The sequence below is a fragment of the Undibacterium sp. GW821-FHT11B02 genome (genome assembly GCF_058808955.1).
In genome coordinates this window covers 264,524-286,581 of the sequence record NZ_JBXASD010000009.1, presented here as the reverse complement: position 1 = coordinate 286,581, position 22,058 = coordinate 264,524, and the positions used below count along the sequence as shown (strand labels likewise).

The 22,058-nt window shown below is 48.0% G+C and carries 28 protein-coding genes; 16 read left to right on the top strand and 12 right to left on the bottom strand.

The window, feature by feature from the left end:
- Nucleotides 1–114: 114 nt before the first annotated feature.
- The 4 genes from rplI to rpsF are packed head-to-tail and all read right to left on the bottom strand — an operon-like array spanning nucleotide 115 to nucleotide 1,587.
- Nucleotides 115–567 (bottom strand): 50S ribosomal protein L9, encoded by a 453-nt coding sequence (gene rplI, locus AC1RVX_RS20455; protein ID WP_493218446.1) that lies wholly within the window; start codon nucleotides 565–567, stop codon nucleotides 115–117.
- A gap of 26 nt (nucleotides 568–593) precedes the next feature.
- A complete protein-coding gene (rpsR, locus tag AC1RVX_RS20450; RefSeq protein WP_110252960.1) occupies nucleotides 594–878 on the bottom strand; it encodes a 30S ribosomal protein S18 in 285 nt (94 codons plus the stop codon).
- 9 nt (nucleotides 879–887) lie between these two features.
- Nucleotides 888–1,187 carry a primosomal replication protein N gene (gene priB / locus AC1RVX_RS20445; RefSeq protein WP_493218445.1) on the bottom strand — a complete coding sequence of 100 codons (300 nt, stop codon included), beginning with the start codon at nucleotides 1,185–1,187 and terminating at the stop codon, nucleotides 888–890.
- Nucleotides 1,188–1,218: 31 nt separating this feature from the next.
- On the bottom strand, nucleotides 1,219–1,587 hold the full coding sequence (gene rpsF, locus AC1RVX_RS20440) for a 30S ribosomal protein S6 (protein WP_110252958.1): 369 nt from the start codon (nucleotides 1,585–1,587) through the stop codon (nucleotides 1,219–1,221).
- Between the two features lie 264 nt (nucleotides 1,588–1,851).
- On the opposite strand from rpsF, the gene lexA reads away from it, so the two are divergent.
- Nucleotides 1,852–2,508: a transcriptional repressor LexA gene (gene lexA, locus AC1RVX_RS20435; RefSeq protein ID WP_493218444.1), complete on the top strand. Its 657-nt coding sequence runs from the start codon at nucleotides 1,852–1,854 to the stop codon at nucleotides 2,506–2,508.
- A gap of 350 nt (nucleotides 2,509–2,858) precedes the next feature.
- On the opposite strand, the gene AC1RVX_RS20430 is transcribed toward lexA, so the two are convergent.
- The 7 genes from AC1RVX_RS20430 to AC1RVX_RS20400 form a co-directional block, all read right to left on the bottom strand.
- On the bottom strand, nucleotides 2,859–3,287 hold the full coding sequence (locus AC1RVX_RS20430; protein ID WP_493218443.1) for a DUF4279 domain-containing protein: 429 nt from the start codon (nucleotides 3,285–3,287) through the stop codon (nucleotides 2,859–2,861).
- 192 nt (nucleotides 3,288–3,479) lie between these two features.
- Nucleotides 3,480–3,749, bottom strand: coding sequence for a hypothetical protein (locus AC1RVX_RS20425; protein WP_493218442.1), 270 nt, complete (start codon nucleotides 3,747–3,749; stop codon nucleotides 3,480–3,482).
- Entirely contained in the window at nucleotides 3,730–4,410 is a 681-nt protein-coding gene (locus AC1RVX_RS20420) for a HEAT repeat domain-containing protein (RefSeq protein ID WP_493218441.1), read from the bottom strand. The genes AC1RVX_RS20425 and AC1RVX_RS20420 overlap by 20 nt, the downstream gene beginning before the upstream one ends.
- A complete protein-coding gene (locus AC1RVX_RS20415) occupies nucleotides 4,410–5,054 on the bottom strand; it encodes a tetratricopeptide repeat protein (RefSeq protein ID WP_493218440.1) in 645 nt (214 codons plus the stop codon). Before AC1RVX_RS20415 ends, AC1RVX_RS20420 begins: the two co-directional genes overlap by 1 nt.
- 102 nt (nucleotides 5,055–5,156) lie before the next feature.
- Nucleotides 5,157–6,719 (bottom strand): FGGY-family carbohydrate kinase, encoded by a 1,563-nt coding sequence (locus AC1RVX_RS20410; protein WP_493218439.1) that lies wholly within the window; start codon nucleotides 6,717–6,719, stop codon nucleotides 5,157–5,159.
- On the bottom strand, nucleotides 6,698–8,356 hold the full coding sequence (locus tag AC1RVX_RS20405; RefSeq protein ID WP_493218438.1) for a glycerol-3-phosphate dehydrogenase/oxidase: 1,659 nt from the start codon (nucleotides 8,354–8,356) through the stop codon (nucleotides 6,698–6,700). Before AC1RVX_RS20405 ends, AC1RVX_RS20410 begins: the two co-directional genes overlap by 22 nt.
- On the bottom strand, nucleotides 8,353–9,963 hold the full coding sequence (locus tag AC1RVX_RS20400; protein ID WP_493218437.1) for an FAD-binding oxidoreductase: 1,611 nt from the start codon (nucleotides 9,961–9,963) through the stop codon (nucleotides 8,353–8,355). The genes AC1RVX_RS20405 and AC1RVX_RS20400 overlap by 4 nt, the downstream gene beginning before the upstream one ends.
- A gap of 130 nt (nucleotides 9,964–10,093) precedes the next feature.
- On the opposite strand from AC1RVX_RS20400, the gene AC1RVX_RS20395 reads away from it, so the two are divergent.
- Together AC1RVX_RS20395 and AC1RVX_RS20390 are read left to right on the top strand one after the other, a co-directional pair.
- Nucleotides 10,094–11,149 carry an AraC family transcriptional regulator gene (locus tag AC1RVX_RS20395; protein ID WP_493218436.1) on the top strand — a complete coding sequence of 352 codons (1,056 nt, stop codon included), beginning with the start codon at nucleotides 10,094–10,096 and terminating at the stop codon, nucleotides 11,147–11,149.
- A 279-nt stretch (nucleotides 11,150–11,428) separates the two neighbouring features.
- A complete protein-coding gene (locus tag AC1RVX_RS20390) occupies nucleotides 11,429–11,881 on the top strand; it encodes a hypothetical protein (RefSeq protein WP_493218435.1) in 453 nt (150 codons plus the stop codon).
- 30 nt (nucleotides 11,882–11,911) lie between these two features.
- Here AC1RVX_RS20390 and AC1RVX_RS20385 read toward each other — a convergent pair whose 3' ends face one another.
- Nucleotides 11,912–12,247, bottom strand: a complete 336-nt coding sequence (locus tag AC1RVX_RS20385; RefSeq protein ID WP_493218434.1) for a helix-turn-helix domain-containing protein — start codon at nucleotides 12,245–12,247, stop codon at nucleotides 11,912–11,914.
- 216 nt (nucleotides 12,248–12,463) lie between these two features.
- On the opposite strand from AC1RVX_RS20385, the gene AC1RVX_RS20380 reads away from it, so the two are divergent.
- From AC1RVX_RS20380 to AC1RVX_RS20320, 13 genes are all read left to right on the top strand, one after another.
- Nucleotides 12,464–12,799: a hypothetical protein gene (locus AC1RVX_RS20380; protein ID WP_493218433.1), complete on the top strand. Its 336-nt coding sequence runs from the start codon at nucleotides 12,464–12,466 to the stop codon at nucleotides 12,797–12,799.
- A gap of 296 nt (nucleotides 12,800–13,095) precedes the next feature.
- Nucleotides 13,096–13,329, top strand: coding sequence for a hypothetical protein (locus tag AC1RVX_RS20375; RefSeq protein ID WP_493218432.1), 234 nt, complete (start codon nucleotides 13,096–13,098; stop codon nucleotides 13,327–13,329).
- Between the two features lie 185 nt (nucleotides 13,330–13,514).
- Nucleotides 13,515–14,111 carry a class I SAM-dependent methyltransferase gene (locus AC1RVX_RS20370; RefSeq protein WP_493218431.1) on the top strand — a complete coding sequence of 199 codons (597 nt, stop codon included), beginning with the start codon at nucleotides 13,515–13,517 and terminating at the stop codon, nucleotides 14,109–14,111.
- A 401-nt stretch (nucleotides 14,112–14,512) separates the two neighbouring features.
- Nucleotides 14,513–15,088 carry a Pvc16 family protein gene (locus tag AC1RVX_RS20365; protein WP_493218430.1) on the top strand — a complete coding sequence of 192 codons (576 nt, stop codon included), beginning with the start codon at nucleotides 14,513–14,515 and terminating at the stop codon, nucleotides 15,086–15,088.
- 7 nt (nucleotides 15,089–15,095) lie between these two features.
- The gene (locus AC1RVX_RS20360) at nucleotides 15,096–15,983 is read left to right on the top strand and encodes a hypothetical protein (protein ID WP_493218429.1); all 888 of its coding nucleotides are present in this window, start codon (nucleotides 15,096–15,098) and stop codon (nucleotides 15,981–15,983) included.
- Nucleotides 15,984–16,000: 17 nt separating this feature from the next.
- Nucleotides 16,001–17,536 (top strand): phage tail sheath family protein, encoded by a 1,536-nt coding sequence (locus tag AC1RVX_RS20355; protein ID WP_493218428.1) that lies wholly within the window; start codon nucleotides 16,001–16,003, stop codon nucleotides 17,534–17,536.
- Between the two features lie 89 nt (nucleotides 17,537–17,625).
- On the top strand, nucleotides 17,626–18,084 hold the full coding sequence (locus AC1RVX_RS20350; protein ID WP_493218427.1) for a phage tail protein: 459 nt from the start codon (nucleotides 17,626–17,628) through the stop codon (nucleotides 18,082–18,084).
- Entirely contained in the window at nucleotides 18,081–18,572 is a 492-nt protein-coding gene (locus AC1RVX_RS20345) for a phage tail protein (protein ID WP_493218426.1), read from the top strand. Before AC1RVX_RS20350 ends, AC1RVX_RS20345 begins: the two co-directional genes overlap by 4 nt.
- Nucleotides 18,573–18,586: 14 nt before the next feature.
- Complete coding sequence (locus tag AC1RVX_RS20340; protein ID WP_493218425.1) at nucleotides 18,587–18,751, top strand: DUF5908 family protein; 165 nt, start codon at nucleotides 18,587–18,589, stop codon at nucleotides 18,749–18,751.
- A gap of 2 nt (nucleotides 18,752–18,753) precedes the next feature.
- A complete protein-coding gene (locus tag AC1RVX_RS20335) occupies nucleotides 18,754–19,452 on the top strand; it encodes a CIS tube protein (RefSeq protein ID WP_493218424.1) in 699 nt (232 codons plus the stop codon).
- A gap of 54 nt (nucleotides 19,453–19,506) precedes the next feature.
- On the top strand, nucleotides 19,507–21,297 hold the full coding sequence (gene vgrG / locus AC1RVX_RS20330) for a type VI secretion system tip protein VgrG (protein ID WP_493218423.1): 1,791 nt from the start codon (nucleotides 19,507–19,509) through the stop codon (nucleotides 21,295–21,297).
- 14 nt (nucleotides 21,298–21,311) lie between these two features.
- Entirely contained in the window at nucleotides 21,312–21,611 is a 300-nt protein-coding gene (locus tag AC1RVX_RS20325; RefSeq protein WP_493218422.1) for a PAAR domain-containing protein, read from the top strand.
- Between the two features lie 21 nt (nucleotides 21,612–21,632).
- On the top strand, nucleotides 21,633–22,046 hold the full coding sequence (locus AC1RVX_RS20320) for a GPW/gp25 family protein (RefSeq protein ID WP_493218421.1): 414 nt from the start codon (nucleotides 21,633–21,635) through the stop codon (nucleotides 22,044–22,046).
- The last annotated feature ends 12 nt before the right edge of the window (nucleotides 22,047–22,058 follow it).

Genomic DNA, 22,058 nt, shown 5'->3' with positions numbered 1-22,058 from the left:
GTGACAAGATTGTGACAAACACCACCAAAGCAACAAAACAAGAAAAAACATCCCCCACACAACAAAAAAGCCGGGATTTCCCGGCTTTTTCTTCAGCAATTTGCAAAAAGCAAATTAAGCGTGCTCGCCCAATACAGAAACGATAACGTCAACAACTACGTCCGTATGCAATGCAACGGAAACACTGTGATCGCCAGCGATCTTCAAAGGACCTTGTGGCAAACGTACTTGTGCTTTTTCAACCGCAAAACCTTGTTTTGTCAGGGCTTCAGCGATGTCAGAGTTAGTAACGGAACCGAACAGACGGCCATCAACACCAGATTTCTGGGTGATTTGCACTGTCAAACCAGACAGTTTTTCGCCCAGAGCTTGTGCTGCTGCCAATTTGGCGGCTGCTGCTTTTTCCAGTTCAGCGCGTTTTGCTTCGAATTCAGCAACAGCAGCTGTCGTAGCACGACGAGCCATACGTTGAGGAATCAAAAAGTTACGGGCATAGCCGTCTTTTACACGAACTACATCACCCAGATTGCCGAGATTAACGACTTTATCCAACAGAATAACTTGCATATTTTTCTCCTTTACCTTGTCGTCAATTACGCTGTGTGCAAATCAGTGTATGGCAGCAACGCGAGGTAACGTGCACGTTTGATTGCTGTATCAACTTGACGTTGGTACAACGCTTTAGTACCTGTCAGACGTGCAGGCATGATTTTGCCGTTTTCTTGCACGAAGTCTTTCAGTGTGTCGATGTCTTTGTAGTCAACTTTTTCTACATGTGCCGCAGTGAAACGGCAGAATTTTTTGCGCTTGAACAAAGGATTTTGTTGCTGACGCTTTTGCTTCAATTTGCTTTTGTCGAATTTTTTACCGAATGCCATTTTTGGCTCCTAATCTAGTAAAGGTGTCCCGAATTCAGTGACATGAAAAACGAGACTTTTGCTATTGCGATTTTTGCGTGCTAAAAAACCAGTAAATTCCACCGGCACATCCAGAGCAATTTCATTGAATTGGCGGGAAATCTCCCCTGCCGCTACCGCTGAAATTTCAAACTCAACCTGTCGAACTGTGTTCGCCTCACGAGTTTCCGAACTGTGCATCAATGTCGCAGAAGCTATCGGTATACCGGCCGGTGTGTACCGCAATGCGGTTTTCTCTACGATCCGGGCTACAAGCTTCAGCTGATTCACTATTTTTTACACGACCTCTGTCAATGAATAATTAAGCAGCAGGCGCTTCAACACGTTGCGCTTTTGCAGCATCTTCCTTCTGAACAGCTTTCATCATTGGAGAAGGTGTTGTTTCTGCTTTTTTCAGTTTGACTGTCAGGTGACGCAAGACAGCATCATTGAATTTGAATGCTGTTTCCAACTCGAGCAGAGTTTCAGCATCGCATTCAATGTTCAAGCAAACATAGTGCGCTTTCGCCAGTTTTTGAATCATGTAAGCCAATTGACGACGGCCCCAGTCTTCAACGCGATGGATTTGACCACCACGAGCTACAACACTTGCCTTGTAGCGTTCGATCATTGCAGGAACTTGCTCGCTCTGATCGGGATGTACGATAAATACGATTTCATAATGACGCATATATTCTCCTTGTGGACAATAAAAATAGCCCGCCTCGGCGTCAAGACGAGTGCGGGAAGAGGAAAGCCGACAATAATAACCCAGTTTTTCATTTTGATCAATTAGATCAGTGACTTAGCCAGGCAAAGCCACCATTTGCCTGTTTGAATGACGTAATTTTTCACATTTTTGCTGCTCTTTGCGGATTTTGACTTGCATATTCAGCTTTACTGTATAAAAATACAGACTGCTTGCCTATACAGCACATTCACATTAGAAATCACCATGCTAAAACTTACTGCCCGCCAGGAACAAATCCTTAACCTGATCAAGGACGCCATCCAAAACACCGGATTTCCCCCTACCCGTGCAGAAATCGCCGCAGAACTGGGATTCCGCTCCACCAATGCCGCAGAAGAACATTTGCAAGCACTGGCGCGCAAAGGTGTGATCGAGATCGCCGCTGGCACCTCGCGTGGCATACGCCTGCTGGAATCCGAACTATCCAGCCACATCCCCGGCATACAGATGGCCCTGCCACATCCGGCACTGATGCAACTAAGCCTGCCACTGGTTGGCCGTGTCGCTGCCGGCTCCCCCATACTGGCCAGCGAACATATAGAATCCACCTACCATGTGGACCCCGCCCTGTTCTCTGCCAAGCCTGACTTTTTGCTGAAAGTACGCGGCATGTCCATGCGCGATGCCGGCATACTTGATGGCGATTTACTGGCAGTAAAGAAAACCGACACTGCCCGCAATGGCCAAATCGTTGTCGCCCGCCTGGGCGACGATGTGACTGTAAAACGCTACAAGAAAACCGGCGACCTGATCGAACTGATGCCAGAAAACCCCGATTATCCCATCATCAGGGTTGGCGATACCGAAGAAGATTTTGCTCTGGAAGGCCTGGCAGTCGGCCTGATGAGAAACTGGGTTTGAGGACAGCCTGGGTGTGATCCTCCCCTCTCATCCGGATCACGCCTGGCTCGTCCTCAAACTTTTTTGGTAGTACCAACATCAAAGGTCAATAGGCAGTCAATCATCATATCGTTCGGGGGCGTCATGCCCCTCTCTTTTTCACACAGCATTCAACATGAGGACAATTTATTGTCGGTATGATTTAAGTGAGGCTGGGCACACTAAATGCCATGACGGCAAAGTGAAAAAAAGTCTGCTCAATCTCGCAAAAATCGGACGATGCCAATTCGGGAGAAAATACGATGGGAGCGAGGTGTGCCACGCGCCCGCAAATTATTACACTATCGCGTCAACGGTATTTACATGATGCATTACTTTAAAAATGCGCCATATGCATCCAATTGAATAGAAATCTCTAAATCAGAAATCCTGCGAAGGATTTGCCAATCAAAGATTAATCCAGCAGTCCCTTCAAAAAACCATCCAATAAAAAAGTTCATTTGACCACCGGAAGACGTCATTTTAACAATGTCGCTCTTTTTCGACTCCAGTAGGTCAAGCGTTCGATTGATGGCAGCCTCCAAAGTATCATCCTGATCAAAATCTAATGTGCATGTACAAAAAGACTGTTTGTGTACTCCACCCAACAATCTGCCGTCTTTAGTTTTTCTTACTTCCCCGGCAGTATTCCACTTCCATGGAATCAGTCCAATAAGATCAGAAAATACCAATAAATCTAGCTCAGGATGCGTCATCCTTAAAGATAGAGAAAATTCTTTATTCTTGTGTGGTGCCGTCATCAACAATCATCCCTCTTATTTCCATTCCCTTTTCGATCATTCTTCTCCACTTTTTTTCAGGCCATTTTATTTGTCTTGGTGCTGCGGTTAGCAACGGCGTCATAGCTGAAGCTCTGGCTGGTCTGGGGCGTCAGGTAGCCTCGCCTTTTTGGTCAGATTTTCTGAAATTAGATCAAATCGAAGATACTACAATTAAATTCGATTTTCTATCGCTTCAAGCTTCAAAATAGCTTGCTTAAGAGGAATCGGTGAATCTTCCCCAAAATCATTAAGTAACTCACTTAATACAGGCAGCAGTCTTTTATCCCCCAAATTACCCGCCGCTTCAAAAACAGCGATACTTATTTCATATTGGCTAAGCTTATCGATTATTGCAGGCAATACACGTAAATCGTGCCACCCTGCGAGAGCACAAATCGCCTCTTCCGATATCTCATCGTCCTTAGGATACAGCCAATTCAAAAAAACGATCTCGCACAGCACAGGAATCGACATCAAGGAGTTTTAAGCCTAAAACGGCCCAAGAAACCACCTCAAGATCAGCATCATTTGTCAACATTAGCAATGGACCAAGACATTTTTTATCACGAATATTCCCTAGAGCAAAAGCAACGGAAATTCGCATTCCTGTATCTTTTTCATTTGCTGCGCTTATCAAACAATCGATACTTCGATAGTCACCAAGATAACCAAGTGCTGTAATTGCTTCAGCCTTGACGTTCGATTCAGCATCACTCTTTACTACCTCAATCAATAACGGGACAGTCTCATCAGCAAAAGGACGATCAGGCGTACCTAACTGGCCCAAGCAAAATGCTGCCACCTTTCGACGTGAACTATTTACGTCCTTCAGAAGATCAATAAGAAACTTGAAGACCTCATTAGTTGCTCCACTCAACTGAAGCTGCTTCGCAGCAGCAAATTGCCTCATTATGTCCTGCCCATTTAACTCAGTACATAATTGTTCATTATCAAAAATCTTCATTTCCGCCCATAAATCAGACTCAATATCGCCCAACTGCGATTCGTTAGGTAACATAATTAAATCCATTAGCGCTTTATTTTTAGCATTTCTTCTTCGTGATTTTATCTTTTGAGACTCGGGAAGGTTTGCAACCTTCATTAATGAACTTGGTTAATAATTTTTCGTAACTCCAATGCCAACTTCAGTGTTTCATCCAATCCATTCAAGCCCTCTAACGCATTTATTGCATCTTCATAATTTGGAGTGATTTGTATTGCATTCTCAAAGCAAAGAATTGCTTTTTTGTAGTCTCCCGTGGCTCGGTAAGCTAGCCCTAAATTAAATAGAGCCTCATCTTTTTGATCGTGCCCACCAAATTGCGCAGTCTCAAAGCATGTAATTGCCTCATCAAACTTACCTAGAGAAACTAAATTTTCCCCTTTTATGACCCAAGGCCAACCCGAGTTATGCCCCAAACACTTGGTGCCTATGTCAAACCAAGCATCCGCTTCTTTGGGAGAGCGGTAATCCTTGATAAGAACACCAATTTGCATTGCAATGAATCCCTTGTAACCTTGCGGAGCAAGTTCATAAGCTTGTGTTAACGCGCTTAAGCCCTCATTATGCCTGCCAAGTTCGCGTAATGCCTCGCCGTAAATCGCCCAAGCACTGGCGTGTTCTGGTTTGCATACCAAATATAGTTGCAATAATTCCACTACATGAACTTGATGTCCTGGAATTTCTGACTCTACTTTAGCCCGATGAAAAATTTCATCCAGAAACTCTAAATCAATTTTACTCATAGGTAATGTCTCTAGTTATGGGCAAAAGTCTTTAATGTGTAAAACCTGCACCTACCCAACCCAATAAATCCATCCAACAGCAAACCATGCTCCCATGCCATATCAATGCATTTTGGGGTAGCCGGTAATTTGCTGTATCTCTTTATACAAAGGTTGCAGGCGGGTGTACATTTTTTGGTACACGCGATGGTATAGCTCGTTGTAGATGTGATGGTGGTGGGCAATCGGCTCGAACGTTTTGCCTATGCGTGTCATTTCCTTGATGGCGACATCAAAATTCGGATGCAGGCCCAAGCCTACTGCTGCATCAATTGCAGCCCCCAGACCAGAGGTTTCATAGACGTGCGGACGTGAAGTCGGCAAGCCAAAAATATCGGCAGTGAGCTGCATGGCTGCGTCGCTTTGTGAGCCTCCACCAGAAATGCGCAATTCGGTAATGGCGACACCGCTACGTTTTTCTATACGTTCTTTGCCTTCGCGCAGGGCATAGGCCAACCCTTCCAGTATGGCGCGGTACATATGGGCACGGGTGTGCACGTCACCAAAACCGATGATGGCTCCTTTGGCTTCTGCCCCCGGTATCTTGATGCCTGGTGACCAGTACGGTTGCAGCATCAGGCCCATCGAGCCTGGTGGTACGGCATTCACCAGTTCATCGAACAGCGCTTCGGGGGCGATGCCCTGCTCTGTTGCCTGCAATTGCTCGTGATGACCGAATTGTTCCTTGAACCAGTTGACCATCCAATAGCCACGGAAAATCTGTACTTCGGTGCTATAGAAATTGGGAATCGCTGCCGGGTAAGGCGGTATGAAGGGTGTGACTTCCAAATATTTTTTGCTGGTGGTGTTGATGGTGGCTGTCGTGCCATAGCTAAGGCAGCCTATGTTTGGCTGCTGGCAACCAGCACCAATAACTTCGCATGCCTTGTCGGCAGCTGCCGCTAACAAAGGTGTGCCGGCAAGTATGCCGGTTGCGGCAGCGGCGGCTTCGGTGATATGGCCCATGACGGTGCCGGGCGCTACCAGTTCGGGCAAGGTTTCTCGCCTGACCGCCAGTGCCTGCCACTTCCAGTCGAGCTTGCCAGCCCATTTAAGGGCTTTGTAGTCAAAAGGAATATAGCCGACTTGCGAGCCTGCGGAATCGATAAAATTGCCAGACAGACGATGGTTCAGATAGCCTGACAGCATCAGGTATTTATCTGTCTTGTCCCAAATTTCTGGTTGATGGGCCTTGATCCAGTTGGCTTCTGCCTCGCTTCTGAAAAAATTAATGGTGCTGGCAACCCCGGCGAGTTTGAAAGCGGTAAGCCACAGGGGATTCACGGCAGGCACTATGTCGGTACGTCTTTGATCCAACCACGTCATGGCCGGGCGCAGGGGCTGCCCATGCTTATCCAGATTGATCACTGTAGCGCGCTGTGTAGTCACTGCTACGCCCAGCACATTGGCTGGCGCAATACCTGGCATTTGCCACAAGCGCTGGCAGGCAAGGCATACTGCCTGCCAAAAATCTTCAGGGTGATGTTCAGCCCACCCGGGATGCGCCGAAAAATAGGCATTCAGCGGCACCTGTGATTTGGCAACGATATTGCCGCGCAAATCAAACAGGATGGCCCGGACGCTCTGAGTACCATTGTCTATGGCTAAAATTGTTTGTTCGGACATTGATCTTTTGTGTTGATGTCAGTAAAACTTTGCGTACTGCTGGCTGGTAATGCATGATACCTGTTCCATAGTTGCAGATAATCCGCCTGCTCTGCGTCCCAGCGTGCATCATGCCATTGTAATTCCGGCTGACAGATTAACCTGATACGTGGCAACAAGGCCAGCCCACCTTGATGTAACAGCAGACCTATGCGGGTTCTGCGCAACAGCAAGTCTTCCAGGTGCACAACGGCTTCGCAACGTGCAGCCCAACGTAACTCTACCCACATGGTCAGGGTGCCAGGTATGTATTCCAACTCCCCGGCCCTTGCTGCGGTCAATACGGCAGTGGCCAAAGCCCCATAATGCCCTTGCAGGCGCATCTTCTTTGTTTTGTCCAGCCGTATATCGTTGGGCAAGGTGAGTGTGTCAGGAAATAAAGCGATGTCTGTGACACCAGATGTCGACACTGGAAGCAAAGGTGTAATTTTTTTCATAACATCCAGCGCGATCAGGTGAAAGGTCGTCAGCTTGCCGCCGGTGACGGTCAATAATCCCTTATCCAGCCATATGGCATGGTCACGCCCTTCTTTCGATGGGTCTGCCTTGCCACCATCAATGACAGGGCGTACGCCAGCGTAGCAGGAAATCACATCGTCCTGTGTGATCTGCAATTGCGGGAACTGGAAATCCAGTGCCTGCATCAGGTAACTGACCTCTTCTGCTGTCATGCTTGCTTCGGTCTTCAAACCGTCACGGTGGTCAACATCGGTGGTACCCACCAGGCTGATACCTTCCCATGGGTAGGCAAATACTGGCCTGCCATCGTGCGGATGCATGAAACTGATGGCTTGCGCCACAGGCAAGCGCCAGGCGGACAACAGCAGATGACTGCCGCGCAAGGGGCGCAATGTGCAAGCTGGCGTTTGTTGCGGGGACAGCTTGTCGGCCCATGCACCAGTCGCATTGATGATGACTTTCGCCTTTACTTCATACCGCCGCTTGTCGCGTGCATCGATCAATGATGCGCCGTAAGCGTGGTCATCACGATACAAGATATTTTCGACACATACATAATTCAATGCTTGCGCGCCTTTTGCGCTGGCTCCTTGCAAGACCCGTAATACCAGACGTGCATCATCGGTTTTGGCATCTTGATAGCACAAGCCCCCCAGCAGTTCACGACGCTCAATATGCGGTGCCAGCATCAAAAAGTCTTGTGACTGGTGGTAACGATGGGTATTTTTTTGTCCGTGTCTGCCTGCCATCCAGTCATAAATGGCCAACCCGAAAGAAAACAGCCAGCGCCCAGGCTTGCGCCCTTTGTAATGGGCAAAAGCAAAACTTTGCGGGTCAACCAGGCCTGCAAGCGATTGTAAAAGCAGTTGTCTTTCGCGGACAGAATCCAGCGTCAGTCCCATTTTTCCTTGCTGCATATAGCGCAGCCCACCATGCACCAGCTTGGAAGAACGGCTTGACGTACCCCAGGCAAAATCTTTTTGCTCGACCAGCAAAGCCTTCCAGCCTCGTCTTGCTGCTTCCAGCAAAATGCCAGCACCGGTAATGCCGCCACCTATCACCAGCACATCCCAGTCTTCGCCCAACAAGTCCGCGATATGGTCGGCTTGCCTGTCTTGTTTACTGTCTTCTGCTTTCATGGCAAGGCTTTTTCTGTCGGCAATAGTTTGCCTGGATTCATGATGCCTTGCGGATCAAAATGCTGGTACAGTTGACGCATACTGGACATGCCCAACACACCCTTTTCTGCAGCAAGATAAGGAGCATGATCGTGACCAACGCCATGTTGATGACTGATGGTGCCACCATGAGACACGATGAATTTGGAGACGGCGGTTTTAAGTTTGTACCAGCGCGCCAGATCGCGATCAAAATCACCACTCAGCCGATAGACGAAGGTGGTATAGACGCTGGCCCCCTGCGCATACAGGTGGGACAAATGGGTATATACATGTGGCTTCTCATTTTCGCTATCCATAACGTCTTTGCCTGCCTGCTCCATACCCAGCATCATGCCTTTGACTTTGGGCCAGTCGCAGGCAGTTTCTACTGTGTCCACGACATAGCCTTGCTCCCATAGGCTATTGCGCAGATAAACATTCTTGAAACGCCCCTGCTTCCATTTTTCGCCCATACGACGGCCAACATGTACACCTTGCCAGCGTTGTGCAATTTTTATTGCCGATTTAATGACATGTCGCACATGTGCGGCGTCGCCACTGGCTCCTAGCAACAGCAGGCATTTTTCTGATCCGTAGCCACGCAGGCGCAGATAAGCCTCCAGCACGCCTATCATTTTTTTGTGGCTTGCCAATGTCAGGCTGGTCAGCGTTTCGGTAGCATTGGACAAGCGCAGCATGGATAAACCGGGGTCGGCCTGTACAATGGCCCTGATGGCTGATTGTGCTGCATCCCAGTCAGGAAAAAAGACGGCATGAAATTCTTCACATGCCGGTAAAGGACGTATGCGTACCGTGGCTTCTGTCAATATGCCCATGCGCCCTTCAGAACCCAGCAGGATTTCACGCAAATCCGGCCCGGCTGCCGAAGCAGGAAATGAGCGGATATCCAATCGCCCTTGCGGTGTTTCCACCCTGCCACCGGCAAACAGGTTTTCTATGCGGCCATATCCCAGGGATTGCTGCCCGGAAGAACGTGTAACCACCCATCCACCCAAGGTGGAATATTCAAACGATTGTGGGAAATGCCCGAGGGTATACCCATGCGCGCGCAGTTGCGCCTCAATATCAGGGCCGAATGTGCCAGCACCAAAGCGTGCCAGTTGCGCTTCTTTATCCAGGTCAAGCAGGCCGCACAAGCGTGACATGTCTACACTCAGTACCGGATAATCATTCGCGATGACTTGCAGATGGCCGACAACACTGGTACCACCACCGTAGGGGATCAGGGTGATATTGTGCAGGCTTGCATAATTCAGCAGCGTACGTAGTTCTTCACTGCTTTCCGGGTAGGCGACGCCATCGGGGAAGGGCTGTATTTTACCGTAACGCATTTTTAACCAGTCTGGTACGCTCTGTCCGCTGCTGTGTCGCAGGCGAATCTCTGGACTGGTATCAATCAGGGCGTGCTCAAGCAGCCTGCTTACTGGTACTTGCTGGCAAAGCTGATTCAGCTTTGCGTCAGTCGGTACAACGCCCATGCCTATGCGGTCACGCAAAAATTCCAGTGCATCTGCATTCAAGGCAAATGTGATACTGTCGTCCCCCCAGCCATTCCAACGTCGCATTTTTACTCTTCCATTTAAGTTTCAATTGGTATACTTGTTGCATCGTCTGTTGACTCACAAGCAGGGTTTCCAGCTTAAGCAAGCATTCAACGAATGTCTTGTGCATTCATGACAGGGGTTTTGTTTTAATATGCCAAATCACGCCAGCACTATGCATCTGGGCAATACGTCATCTGGACGTGTTGCCGCTGCATACCTGCAACCTTTGCTGGATTTGGCCGGAGAACATGGTTTGTGCCTGCGCAGTTTGGCGACACTGGCAGGTATGGATGAGAATGCGCTGACACATATGCGTGAATCGATAGCTGCGACAGACTATGTAAAATTGCTGGATGCAGCTGCCCTGCTTAGCGACGACCCTTTTTTTGGCTTGCATACCGGCGAGCGTGTCAAGCTGGGTACCTATAATGTGTACGGCATGATACTCATGAGCTGTAAGGATTTTGGGCAAGCCTTCCAGCACACCATGCGGTATGAAAGCCTGGCGCATGATCTGGGTCGTTCCAGCCTGGTGACGGATGCCGATCTGACAGAATATCAATGGCATAGCCATTTCCCACATGCCAGCAGACATCTGGTAGAAAGTGTCTTCGCTGGCGTTCGCATATTTGGTAACTGGTTTGCCGGATCCACTTTGCCGTATGTCCCGGTTCTTTTTATGCATGCCTCACCCGGCAAACTGGATGAGTACCACAGAGTATTTGGGCCAGACGTGCATTTTGATGCTGACTTGAATTGCGCTCGCTTCCCGACAGCCTTGCTGGATTGGCAGGTGCCGAATACTGATGTCAGCATGTACCCGGTATTACAGCAGCATGCAGAACATTTACTCAGGGAAAAGCGGCGTTTACAAACTGAAAGCGGCGTCGTTGCATTGGTACGTGCAGCCATTGCCAGCAAACTGGCGCAAGACCAGGCCAGACTGCCGCTGATTGCGCAAGAGCTCGCGCTAAGCCAGCGCACACTGCAACGCAAGCTTAGTGAAGCTGGCATCAGCTTCCAGCAATTGCTGGATAATGTTCGAAAGGAATTGGCGGAAGATTACCTACAGACATCAGAGTACAGCCTGACTGATATTGCCTTCCTGCTCGGTTATCAGGAACAAAGCACGTTCAATCATGCGTTCAAGGAATGGACAGGCACCAGCCCGGGCAATTTCCGCGAGCAATATGCCACGCACAAATAAAAACGTGAAAGCAGACTAATGCTTTCACGTCAAAATCAGGTATCCGGACGGTGGCTTGTTCGTTTGAACACGAACAAGGCCCACCTCACTGCCATCATGCATATCGGTTGCATGTACAGCAGCTATGAGTACTATACACTTTTTTTATGACGGCTTCATGAACTGAAATCAAATTCCAGTTGATGCTGATAGCCTATGTTAGGATGCAGAAAAAACAATTCAATTTTGATTACACTATAGAACTTGCTCTTCACGTCTCGCTACTTGAAAGGGAATACCATGACCGTGCACCTGAAATCACTTTTCGTTAGCCTGTTACTATTGGCACTGAGTTGCACCGCCACAGCTGCCGACTTACTGACCACAGCAGACATAGAAAAAACGACAGGATTAACTGGTGTGCAATCAGTTGCCAAAGACCCGGCCAAGGGTGCGGGTGGCGAACTTAACTTTGCCAACACCGACAAAAAACTGATCACCATGGTGATGATACAAGATGCCTCAATGTTTGATTTCTGGAACAAGCAATATGGCAAGTTTGGCAGCAGCATCAGCGGACTGGGTTCGGATGCATTTCAGACCAAGCCTGGTTCCCCCATTCCCTACGTGGTGTTTAAAAAGAGTGGCAAGGCAGTCTGGATACAATCCATGGGATGGAATAAAGCAGGCAAAGCCAATCTGAGCGATGCACAATTGCTGGACTTGGCCAAACTGGCAGCATCGCGTCTTTAAATGTTGATTTGCATGCCGGGATACCAAGGTTCAATCAGCTGATTGCTGATTGACTCCGTCACCAGGCTGCATATTACTGGCATCAGTTTGTCTGACCAGCTCAAACCTGAACAGTTGCTGCACCGAACAATTAAACAACTCGGCAAAAGCTTCAATGAATTCCACTTTCCAGTGTTCTGCCTTGTTATCAACAATACGCAACAACTGGGAATGCGAGACCGTCACCCGTTTGGCTATCAGCAAACGATGCAGAGCAGACACCGAGCGTATCTTGTTTTCCGCCATTAATTCGCGGATACGCATCTCAGCTTTAATACGCTGATGTGGTGCTGATGAATTCGGTGTTTCGGTATGTATATTGGGCATGATCGAACCTCACTTCGACGGCTGCGATGATACAGGACTTGCATGCGTTTTGCGGATGCCGCATAAAAACAACATTGAATACCATTATTTCGCCATGACAAGCTAGATTTTTTTAATTAACTATGGCAAGATCAAATCATCACATGTAGTAAGCATAAACGGCTCCAACATACAAGACATTTCCGGCATTTGGCCGCTAATTTTTTAGGATTGATAGTGAAGACTACCTGGCTCCCACAACTGAAACAAAGCATGCGCCCAACAGCGCAGGGCTTGGCGTCAGCGTGTGCCCTGCCGGTAACACTAACAATCGATGTGGGCGTGGCACAAATTGTCGTCGCAATGTATAGCCGTGCTGCAAGCATTATTAATAAGTTGAATACGAACCTGAATACGCGCGTTGATAACGATATTAGCAACGGCATTGGCAATATCAACCGCCGCAGCAAACATATTCGCAACGAGCAGTCCCAGTCAATCAGTTTTAAAGCGTATTCAACACCGTATAGCCGCATCCGAAGGGAAAACCTTCAGGTAGCGGGAGCAAGTTAAAACCAGCTCCCACTTACCCCAAGCTGAAAAGCCCGGATGCCCTTAAAAGCTTCGGGCTTTTTTGTTTTACCTTCTGCTGGATATGTTTCAGCAGGCTCAGCAGTGAAACCCGCGCAAGCGGTCGTGGTTGGCAAGTAATCACGGAAACATCTTTATCAACAGCTTCATATATTTCCCGGAATTTACCGGGGCTGGCGGTCAGGCAAGTACAGCATGACAACGTCAGCATATTCAGGAGTTCAGGGATATTCCATCCCTGCTTCTATTGTTTTTTATCTTAAGGAAGGGAGGTCAACATGTTTGCTGTATTCTGGATAGAAATCCATAACCAAATAAAAATGTCTCAATGCAAGGAATTTCAATCAGGCGACATGGTTGCCGCCCTGAAATTTGCAGATGAGTTACGTCAAAGACAGGCTGCCGGAGAATATTTGCGGCATATCACCATGTCTTCGGAAAACACCAATTCAGTTGGCATCCCTAGCGCAGCAATGTCCTATCATTGGGCTGAACATAAAATTGCCGCATAAATGCATATTCATGGCAACCCTGCCCCGAATGCTGTTCAACTGAAGTATGTTCTGGCTTGCAGGCGAAGATTCTGGAAATATCCAGATCTTCGCTTTTTTATTTATTCAACAAGAGCGTTAGCCATGTTGTCATTGCAACTTATGGATTAAAATCAGGATCACCTTTCAACTGCTGGTGCCGAGCAATGAAACTCCTGGAAAAAGCAAGCGTACAAGCCTTTCACAGACATCGCCTGGGTGGAAGCACATTGCAGGCATTGGGTTTTCGTGGTCCGGAAAGCCAGACCAAACGTTTTGAGACCTTGTGTACCTGGGGTGATTTTTCTGGTTGCTCTATATTAGACCTGGGTTGCGGCTATGGTGATCTGAAACCATTTCTGGATGAACGCTTTAAGAACTTCATTTACCTTGGCGTGGATTTTCTGAAAGAATTCGTCGAAGCAGCACAGGACCGACTGGGACATCTTCCCAACACGCAATTTTTTCAATCCGATTTTCTGACCACTGGCTTGCCTGAAGTCGATATCGTCATTGCCTCTGGCAGCTTGAATTACCGCTCTGAAAATGTGTTACATCCTTGGCAAATTATTTCTCAAATGTGGAAAATTGCCGGCAAGGGGGTCGCGTTTAATTTGTTGGACGCAGAGGTATTTGGACAGGATGAAATGCTATGCGGTTATCTCAAGGATGAAGTACTGACGTATTGCCGCAAGCTCGATCCTCATACCAAACTCATCAGTGGCTATTTGCCTGACGACTTCACTATATTGATGCGCAAGTAAGACGGCATCACTCCAGTTTTTTACCTGACACGCTGATGCCATAGTTGCCTCGGTGCATTACTACATTTACCGCCAGCACACTACCATCAACTGCGCCTCTCACTGGCGTAGATTCAAGCTTGAATCTATTTACCAAAACAATCAAAAACGCGACCGTTTCTGATTCTTTGGAGTTCAATTTCCATACAATCTCACCAAGTTAACGACAAGATGTCATGAGGCAAAATTGCCACATCAGAAATAAAAAAACGAATAATTATATATTGTGCGTAAATTAAGTAACATGTTACTCTTGTATGTATTATTTGTAATAGATTTTTACAATAAAAATCTGGCAATTCTGTCTTACCCGTCTCTGGTCGAGCGGCTGAACAAAAAAGTTTGTGACGCAGGATTAAGCAATGATCAATGCAGCAATCAGTCATTTGGCAGGTCAGTTAAATCAACACTTCAGAAACAATTATCACTCGGTTGAAGACCTGGTAGTTGTATCAAATCTGGTTGAACTTGACGGCAGTGTCGCCCCCCACGCCAGCAACAAGCTGGTGTTGATGCTGGTTAACATTGAAAAAGATACCCTTCCCTACCGCACTGGTTTGCCTCAACGTAGCAACGATGAAAGAGTTCTGGTTCACAGTAACCCACTTTATCTGAACCTGTACCTGATGATGGCAGCCAACTTTGGTGGCGGCAATTATGCAGAAGCCCTTAAGACCATTTCCAATGCAGTCAGTTTTTTCCAGCAACATGCCATTTTCGACCAGCATAACAGCCCAGGACTGGATACCAGGATAGAAAAACTGATACTGGATATTGAAAATCTAAAAATCCCTGATTTGAACAATCTTTGGAGTTTGCTTGGTGGCCGTTATCTGCCCTCGGTATTCTATAAAGTACGCATGATTAGCATGGATGCCGCAACTGTCATAGGACAGGTTCCGGTCATTATCGATACCCGAAATCAAGTTGCGGGCTAGGTGATCTATGGCACGCTTCCTACCTCTTTTTTCCATTGCCATTGAGCATGATTTTTTTGCTGGCAGCTCTGGAGCACGTTGGCGTTTTACTCCAACGCCAGAATGTGCAGCATTGGAAAAACAGTATAGGCTGGTCGTGCGCCCGGTTGATAAGGGTATCGAAATATGGCGAGAATCAGACCAGTCAATTACTTCCTCTGGTGCTGAACAAAACCTTAATACGGACGACACCCGTGATGCCACACTGGCACGCGCTGCTGGGAATAATTCCCTGCGATTCAGTTATGAAATCCATTGTGACGACCCACAATTTTCTTTTTATACTGACTGGCCTTTGAATCCCCCAGTTTGTTTCAGCAACGAAGGACTTGTGCAGGAAGATATTGTCAACCTGCAGCCGACCTCAATTAGCCCCCCTTTCCGACCGGAAACGGTGCGCCAAAGCCTCGGATTTCAATCTAAGAAAGCGCACTTTTCCATCAACATTCTTTTATCAGAAGCAGAAGTTTTCAACCAGGCAGTACAGCAGGACCGGGTTTCCAGGTGTTATGCAATTCACCTGAAATCCAAAACGATACGCTGGAAGTATTTTTTTACTGGCTCCCTAGCCAGAAAACAAATGCAGATAGTGGATCTGGATGCAAATGAAGGAAAGACCGGCATCGTTTTTGAAGCTTCAACGCAGACAGCTACTGATTCAAGCTCTGCCTTGATTTCTCAAACGGCGATTCCCATGCAGTACATGCCGGTGCAGCAGTTTCAATTGCGGGAAATTGGTATGGCGGGCAAGGTTTTGATCAAGCGACTGCCAAACGCAAATGTTAACAAAATTGGCAAAGAAAGAGGTCCGGATGGGCAAAACTTGCTTGTTGCGGAAATTTATATTCATCAATAATTTTCAAAGGAACACATATGGCTGGCGCGTATAAAACCCCCGGTGTCTATATCGTTGAAAAGAACGCCTTTCCCAACTCAGTAGTTGAAGTCGCTACTGCAGTTCCTGCCTTCATCGGCTATACCGAGAAAGCAGACAACAAAGGCACTTCCCTGGCGGACAAACCGTGGCGCATTACTTCAATGTCTGAATTCCATGAATATTATGGATACAGGCCCAAAGATCAATTCGACATTAAGGACTTGCCAGCCAAGGAAGAAGGCAAGCCTACCCCGGTAAGTGATTTCAAAATTGGCAATAATGAATACGTGCTGGCCGAAAAAGATGCTCGTTACTTTCTGTATTACAGCATGATGCTGTTTTTCAAGAATGGCGGCGGTGCCTGCTATATCGTCTCCGTCGGCACTTATGGTGAAAGCATAGAGAAACCCAAACTGGCCAGCGGTATTGATAAGCTGCTCAAAGAACAGGAACCTACCATGGTCGTCATTCCAGACGCCATGTCTTTGGCTCAGGAAGACTGCATCGCCCTGCAACAAGCCAGCCTCATGCACTGCGGCAGCAAAATGAAAAACCGCTTTGCTATCCTGGACGTGTATAACGGTTATCGCGATCGCAAAGACCCGACTGTGGGTGACTGCATCGCCAATTTCCGCGATGCTCTAGGCACCAACTTCCTCAACTACGGCGCAGCGTATTATCCATGGGTTGATACATCGATTGTTCAAACATCAGATCTCGATTACAACAATCTGACTGACGTCGCCAAGTTCAAGGAAGTGCTGACTGCTGAAGTTAATCAAAGCCCCTTGGCGCAAGACAAGAAAGATAGCATTTTGGCTGTCATCGCCAAAGTCGGTGTTGAAGGTGACCCAAGCAAGCCTGACTATCTGTCACATGAAGAATTGCATAAAACACTGTTCGTGGTCAGCCCTGGTTACGGCAATATCTTGCTGACTATCAAGAAAAAACTCAACTTGCTGCCACCTTCCGGTGCCATGGCTGGCATCTACACGCTGGTGGATAATTCCCGCGGCGTCTGGAAAGCACCTGCCAATGTCAGCCTGAATGAAGTTGTTGCACCTGCCGTCAATGTGACCCATGACGAACAGGAAGACCTGAACGTGACCACATCAGGAAAATCCATTAATGCCATTCGTCCATTCATTGGCGAAGGCACGCTGGTATGGGGTGCACGCACACTGGACGGCAATAGTCTTGACTGGCGCTACATCAATGTACGCCGCACCATGATCATGCTGGAAGAGTCTGTTCGTCTGGCAAGTAAAGCCTTCGTGTTTGAACCCAATGTGTCTGGAACCTGGGTCACCATGAAGAGCATGATCAGCAATTTCCTGAACGGTATCTGGAAACGTGGTGGTCTGGCTGGCGCAAGCCCGGACGATGCATTCAGCGTCCACGTCGGTCTGGGTGAAACCATGACGCCGGAAGATATTCTGGAAGGCATCATGCGCATTACCGTATTGGTTGCAATCAGCCGCCCTGCCGAATTTATTGAAATCACATTCCAGCAGCAAATGCAAAAATCCTGATCCAGTATTTTGATATGGCACCAAGGTAAACATTAGCTTGCCCTGGGCTCATTTAATTTTTTTAAATTTTTAAAAGATAGAGGCAAATTATGGCAGACGACGGAAAGACGCAATCGAAAACAGTATGGCCCATGCCGAAATTCTATTTCAAAGTAATGTGGGGCAAAAATGAAATGGCGTTTCAGGAAGTATCTGGTCTGGATGTGCAATCAGAAGAGATCAAATACCGCTCTGGAAACAGTCCGATATTTTCAGTAGTCAAAATGCCTGGCATGAAAAAATACAGCAATATCACCATGAAAAAAGGTGTCTTCAAGGGTGATAACAAGTTCTGGGATTGGCTGGATCAGATCAAGCTCAACACCATTGAGCGTATCAGTGTAACGATCAGTTTGCTGGATGAAAAAGGTGGTGACGCCATGATCTGGGAACTGAGCAATGCATGGCCAACCAAGATCACCAGCACAGACCTGAAGTCAGAAGGCAATGAAGTGGCAATAGAAACCATAGAAATCGTGCACGAAGGCCTGACCATCAAGAATAAATGATCAATGATTTTTTTGATAATGGATATCCACCACCAGCGTTCTATTTTTCAGTAACGATTGGCAATGGTGTTCAGGTTCCCGATACTTCGTTCAGTGAAGTGTCGGGAATTGGCACAGAAATTGAAACCGAATCCGTGGTGGAAGGTGGTGAAAACCGCTTTGTGCACCAACTGCCGGTGAAGATGAAACATGGCAATCTGGAACTCAAACGCGGTATAGCCACCCTTCAGTCGCCGCTGGTAGTCTGGTGCAAGGCGGTACTGGAGGGTGAATTCATGCAATTGATCGTTCCTCAAACGATCATTGTCAATCTTAAAAGTAACACTATGGCACCCGGCAGTACAACAGCAACCGAAGTACTCAGAACTTGGGAGTTCTTTGGTGCCTATCCAATCAAATGGGACGTGGAAAGCTTTAGCTCTACCAAAAATGATGTCGCAATCGAGAAGATCACATTCAGTTATACCTATTCACAACGTACCAAATAGATCAGGAGCATGATATGTCAATTGAAATCAAACAACTGCTGATCAAGTCCACCATCGTGCAACGTGAAATCCTGGATACAGAAATCAATCTCCAGGAAAAACAGGTACTGAAAGACGAAATCCTAATGGAATGCAAACAATTGATTGCATCCCTGCTCCGCGAACGTGGGGAGCGCTGAATATGCCAGCAACCACCGCGGCCGCATCAGGACAAAAAACCCTGCTGACCATAGCCCCCTGTACCGTATCCACCGAAGGGACCATCAGTGTTGATAGCAGCCGTACTGCGTTTACGGCGTTGATGAATCCATCTGGTTATGGTCATGATTTTACGATCCGCTATTCAAAAAATCAGGCCTTGGGTCAGCCTGGCAATGAAACAAAATTTTCTGCCAGCCAGCCTGAAAAGCTGACCTTGAAAGAAATGGTACTGGATGGGACAGGTGCCGTGCCGGGTACTACCCAGACAGTCATCCAGCAGATTGATGCCTTGCGTAACACCGTGTACACCTATGTCGGCTCCAAGCATGAGGCACCGATTGTGCAAGTGGTATGGGGAATGCTGATTTTCTACGGTCGTGTTGAGGGCCTTAAATTTGACTATACCCTGTTCAAACCCAGCGGCGAACCACTGCGGGCCAAAGTCACGCTGACGTTTATCGAATATGTCAGTGCCGCAGAAATCGTCAATGAGGCCAAAATTAATTCTCCCGACCTGACGCATTTGGTGGAAGTCAAAGCAGGCGATACCCTGCCCCTTTTATGCTACAAAATTTATCGCGATTGCTCCTATTACCTGGAAGTGGCCCGTATCAACCGTCTGACCTGTTTCAGGACCTTGCAACCTGGAACAAAATTACGTTTTCCTCCGCTTTCATAGCGTAAGCCTGTCTGAGCAGATGCGCTGAAATGATTGTTCAAGAAAAGAAAGCAGATGGCAAATTCCCCATTTACAAATAGCACTGGCGTACTGACATTGACCATCACTTGTGATGGCAAGCCAGCTCCTGACGCGGCTCAAATCGTGTCAGTAGAGACTAATCATAGTACCAACCGCATACCCACTGCCATCATCACGGTACTGGATGGCGACATGCCAAATGGCCTGTTTCCCATCGCCGATGCAGGTAATTTCAAACCCGGCACCAAGATCGTGATCAATGCCGGCTATGACCTCACGACTGAGGTCATTTTCACCGGCGTGGTGATTAAACATTCCGTCAAGATTACCGGCGACAATTATGCTCGGCTGGTCATAGAATGCCGCGACCAGGCGCTGGCAATGACAGTTGGTCGAAAAAATGCCAATTTTGTCAATCAGACTGACAGTGACATCATGACTGCGCTGATCGGTAACTATAACGGCTTGACCGCTGATGTGGCAGCAACCACAGTCACCTATAAAGAACTGGTGCAATACTATGTGACTGACTGGGACTATATGATGGCCCGGGCCGAAGTCAACGGCTTTCTGGTAATCGTTGATGCCGGCACTGTCAGTATCAAGGCCCCTTTGACGACCGGTACACCAGTCCTGACACTGACCTACGGTATCGATCTGATGGAGTTCCATGCCGAATTGGACGCCCGCTGGCAACTGAGCAATGTCACCAGCACCAGTTGGGATATGGCAACCCAGGCTATCGTTCAGGGAACAGCAACACCGGCAAGTTTAACCACTCAGGGCGATATCGCTGCCGCAGAACTAGCCAAGGTCCTGGGTGTAGCCGATTTCGGTTTGCAATCAGCTGCCAACCTGGAATCTGCAACACTGACCAACTGGGCCAAGGCGCAGCAATTGAAATCCGGCTTGTCGAGAATACGCGGCAGAATGCGTTATCAGGGAAATGCCAGCACCAAACCTGGCGTGGTGCTGGAACTAAAAAACGTAGGCAAGCATTTTAATGGCAACGTGTTGGCCACCAATGTGTTTCATCACCTGATCGACGGTAACTGGGTGACAGAAGTCGAATTTGGGATGCCGCCGTATTGGTTCACGGAAGACTACCAGACCCACGCGCCCGAAGCAGCGGGCTGGACATCCGGTGTGTGCGGCCTGCATATTGGCGTCGTCCTGAAATTGGAAGGTGACCCGGAAAATCAATACAAGATCCAGGTTTCAGTCCCTTTGATGAACGCAGAAACGGTCGGCGTATGGGCCCGGTTTGCCAGTTTTTACGGCTCGGCAGGGTTTGGTGCTTTCATCATTCCTGAAATCGGCGATGAAGTCATATTGGGATTTTTTAATAATGACCCATCATGCCCAGTCATTCTCGGCAGCCTGTACAGCAGCAAGCATACGCCTGCCTATGTCCTGGCGGACGCGAATAACTACAAGGCACTGGTGACGCGCAGCAAACTGAAGATGGAATTCGATGAAGAGAAAAAAGTCATCACACTGATCACCCCCGCCAACAACAAGATAGTCATCAGCGACGATACCAAGTCCATTCTCTTACAAGACGAGAACATGAACAAGGTGGAATTGAGTCCAAGCGGTATCTTGCTGGACAGCCCGAAAGACATCACTATTAATGCAGCAGGAAAAATCACGATCTCAGCGGTGCAAAATGTGGATACCACTGCCCAGATGGATGTCACGACGAAGGGACTGAATATCACCAATACTGCGAATATAGGCTTCACAGCCAAAGGAACCGCTACGGCAGAATTGTCTGCCAGTGGCCAGACCACCGTGCGCGGCGCCATCGTGATGATTAACTGAAACGGAGAAAAGCGATGCCCCCAGCCGCACGTATAACAGATATGCATGCATGCCCGATGGTAACGCCCGGCGTGCCACCGGTTCCGCATGTAGGCGGCCCTATCAGCGGCCCCTGTGTTCCTACAGTATTGATTGGCGGCTTGCCAGCCGCCGTGGTAGGCGACATGTGTGTTTGTGTCGGGCCTCCTGACAGTATCGTGAAGGGGTCAATGACGGTATTCATAGGCAAAATGCCGTCCGCCAGGATAGGTGACAATACGGCACATGGCGGCAATATCGTCTTTGGTTTTCCAACTGTCATTATCGGTGGCTAGGCTCAATTCGGAATCGTGACCATGGAAAACAATGCTTCATTTTTAGGCACAGGCTGGAGCTTCCCTCCCGAGTTCAGCAAGCGCGGCAACGTCCGGATGATCAGTGCCGAGGAAGATATTCGTCAAAGCCTGCTGATACTGATATCCACCACGCCAGGGGAAAGAGTCATGCAGCCCAATTTTGGCTGCGGGCTGAAAGCACAGATTTACGAAAATCTGAATGAAAGCACCATTACCGTACTGAAAGACTTGATACGGCGCGCCGTCGTTTTCTACGAACCCCGGGTAGTACTGGAGGCAATAGAAACCGACCACAGTTATATCTACGAAGGACGGCTGAATATTGAACTGATTTATCGCATTGTCACGACCAACACCCGTTATAACCTGGTGTATCCGTTCTATTTCCGGGAAGGCACCAATGTTCAGGAATAAGCATGAGGTGCC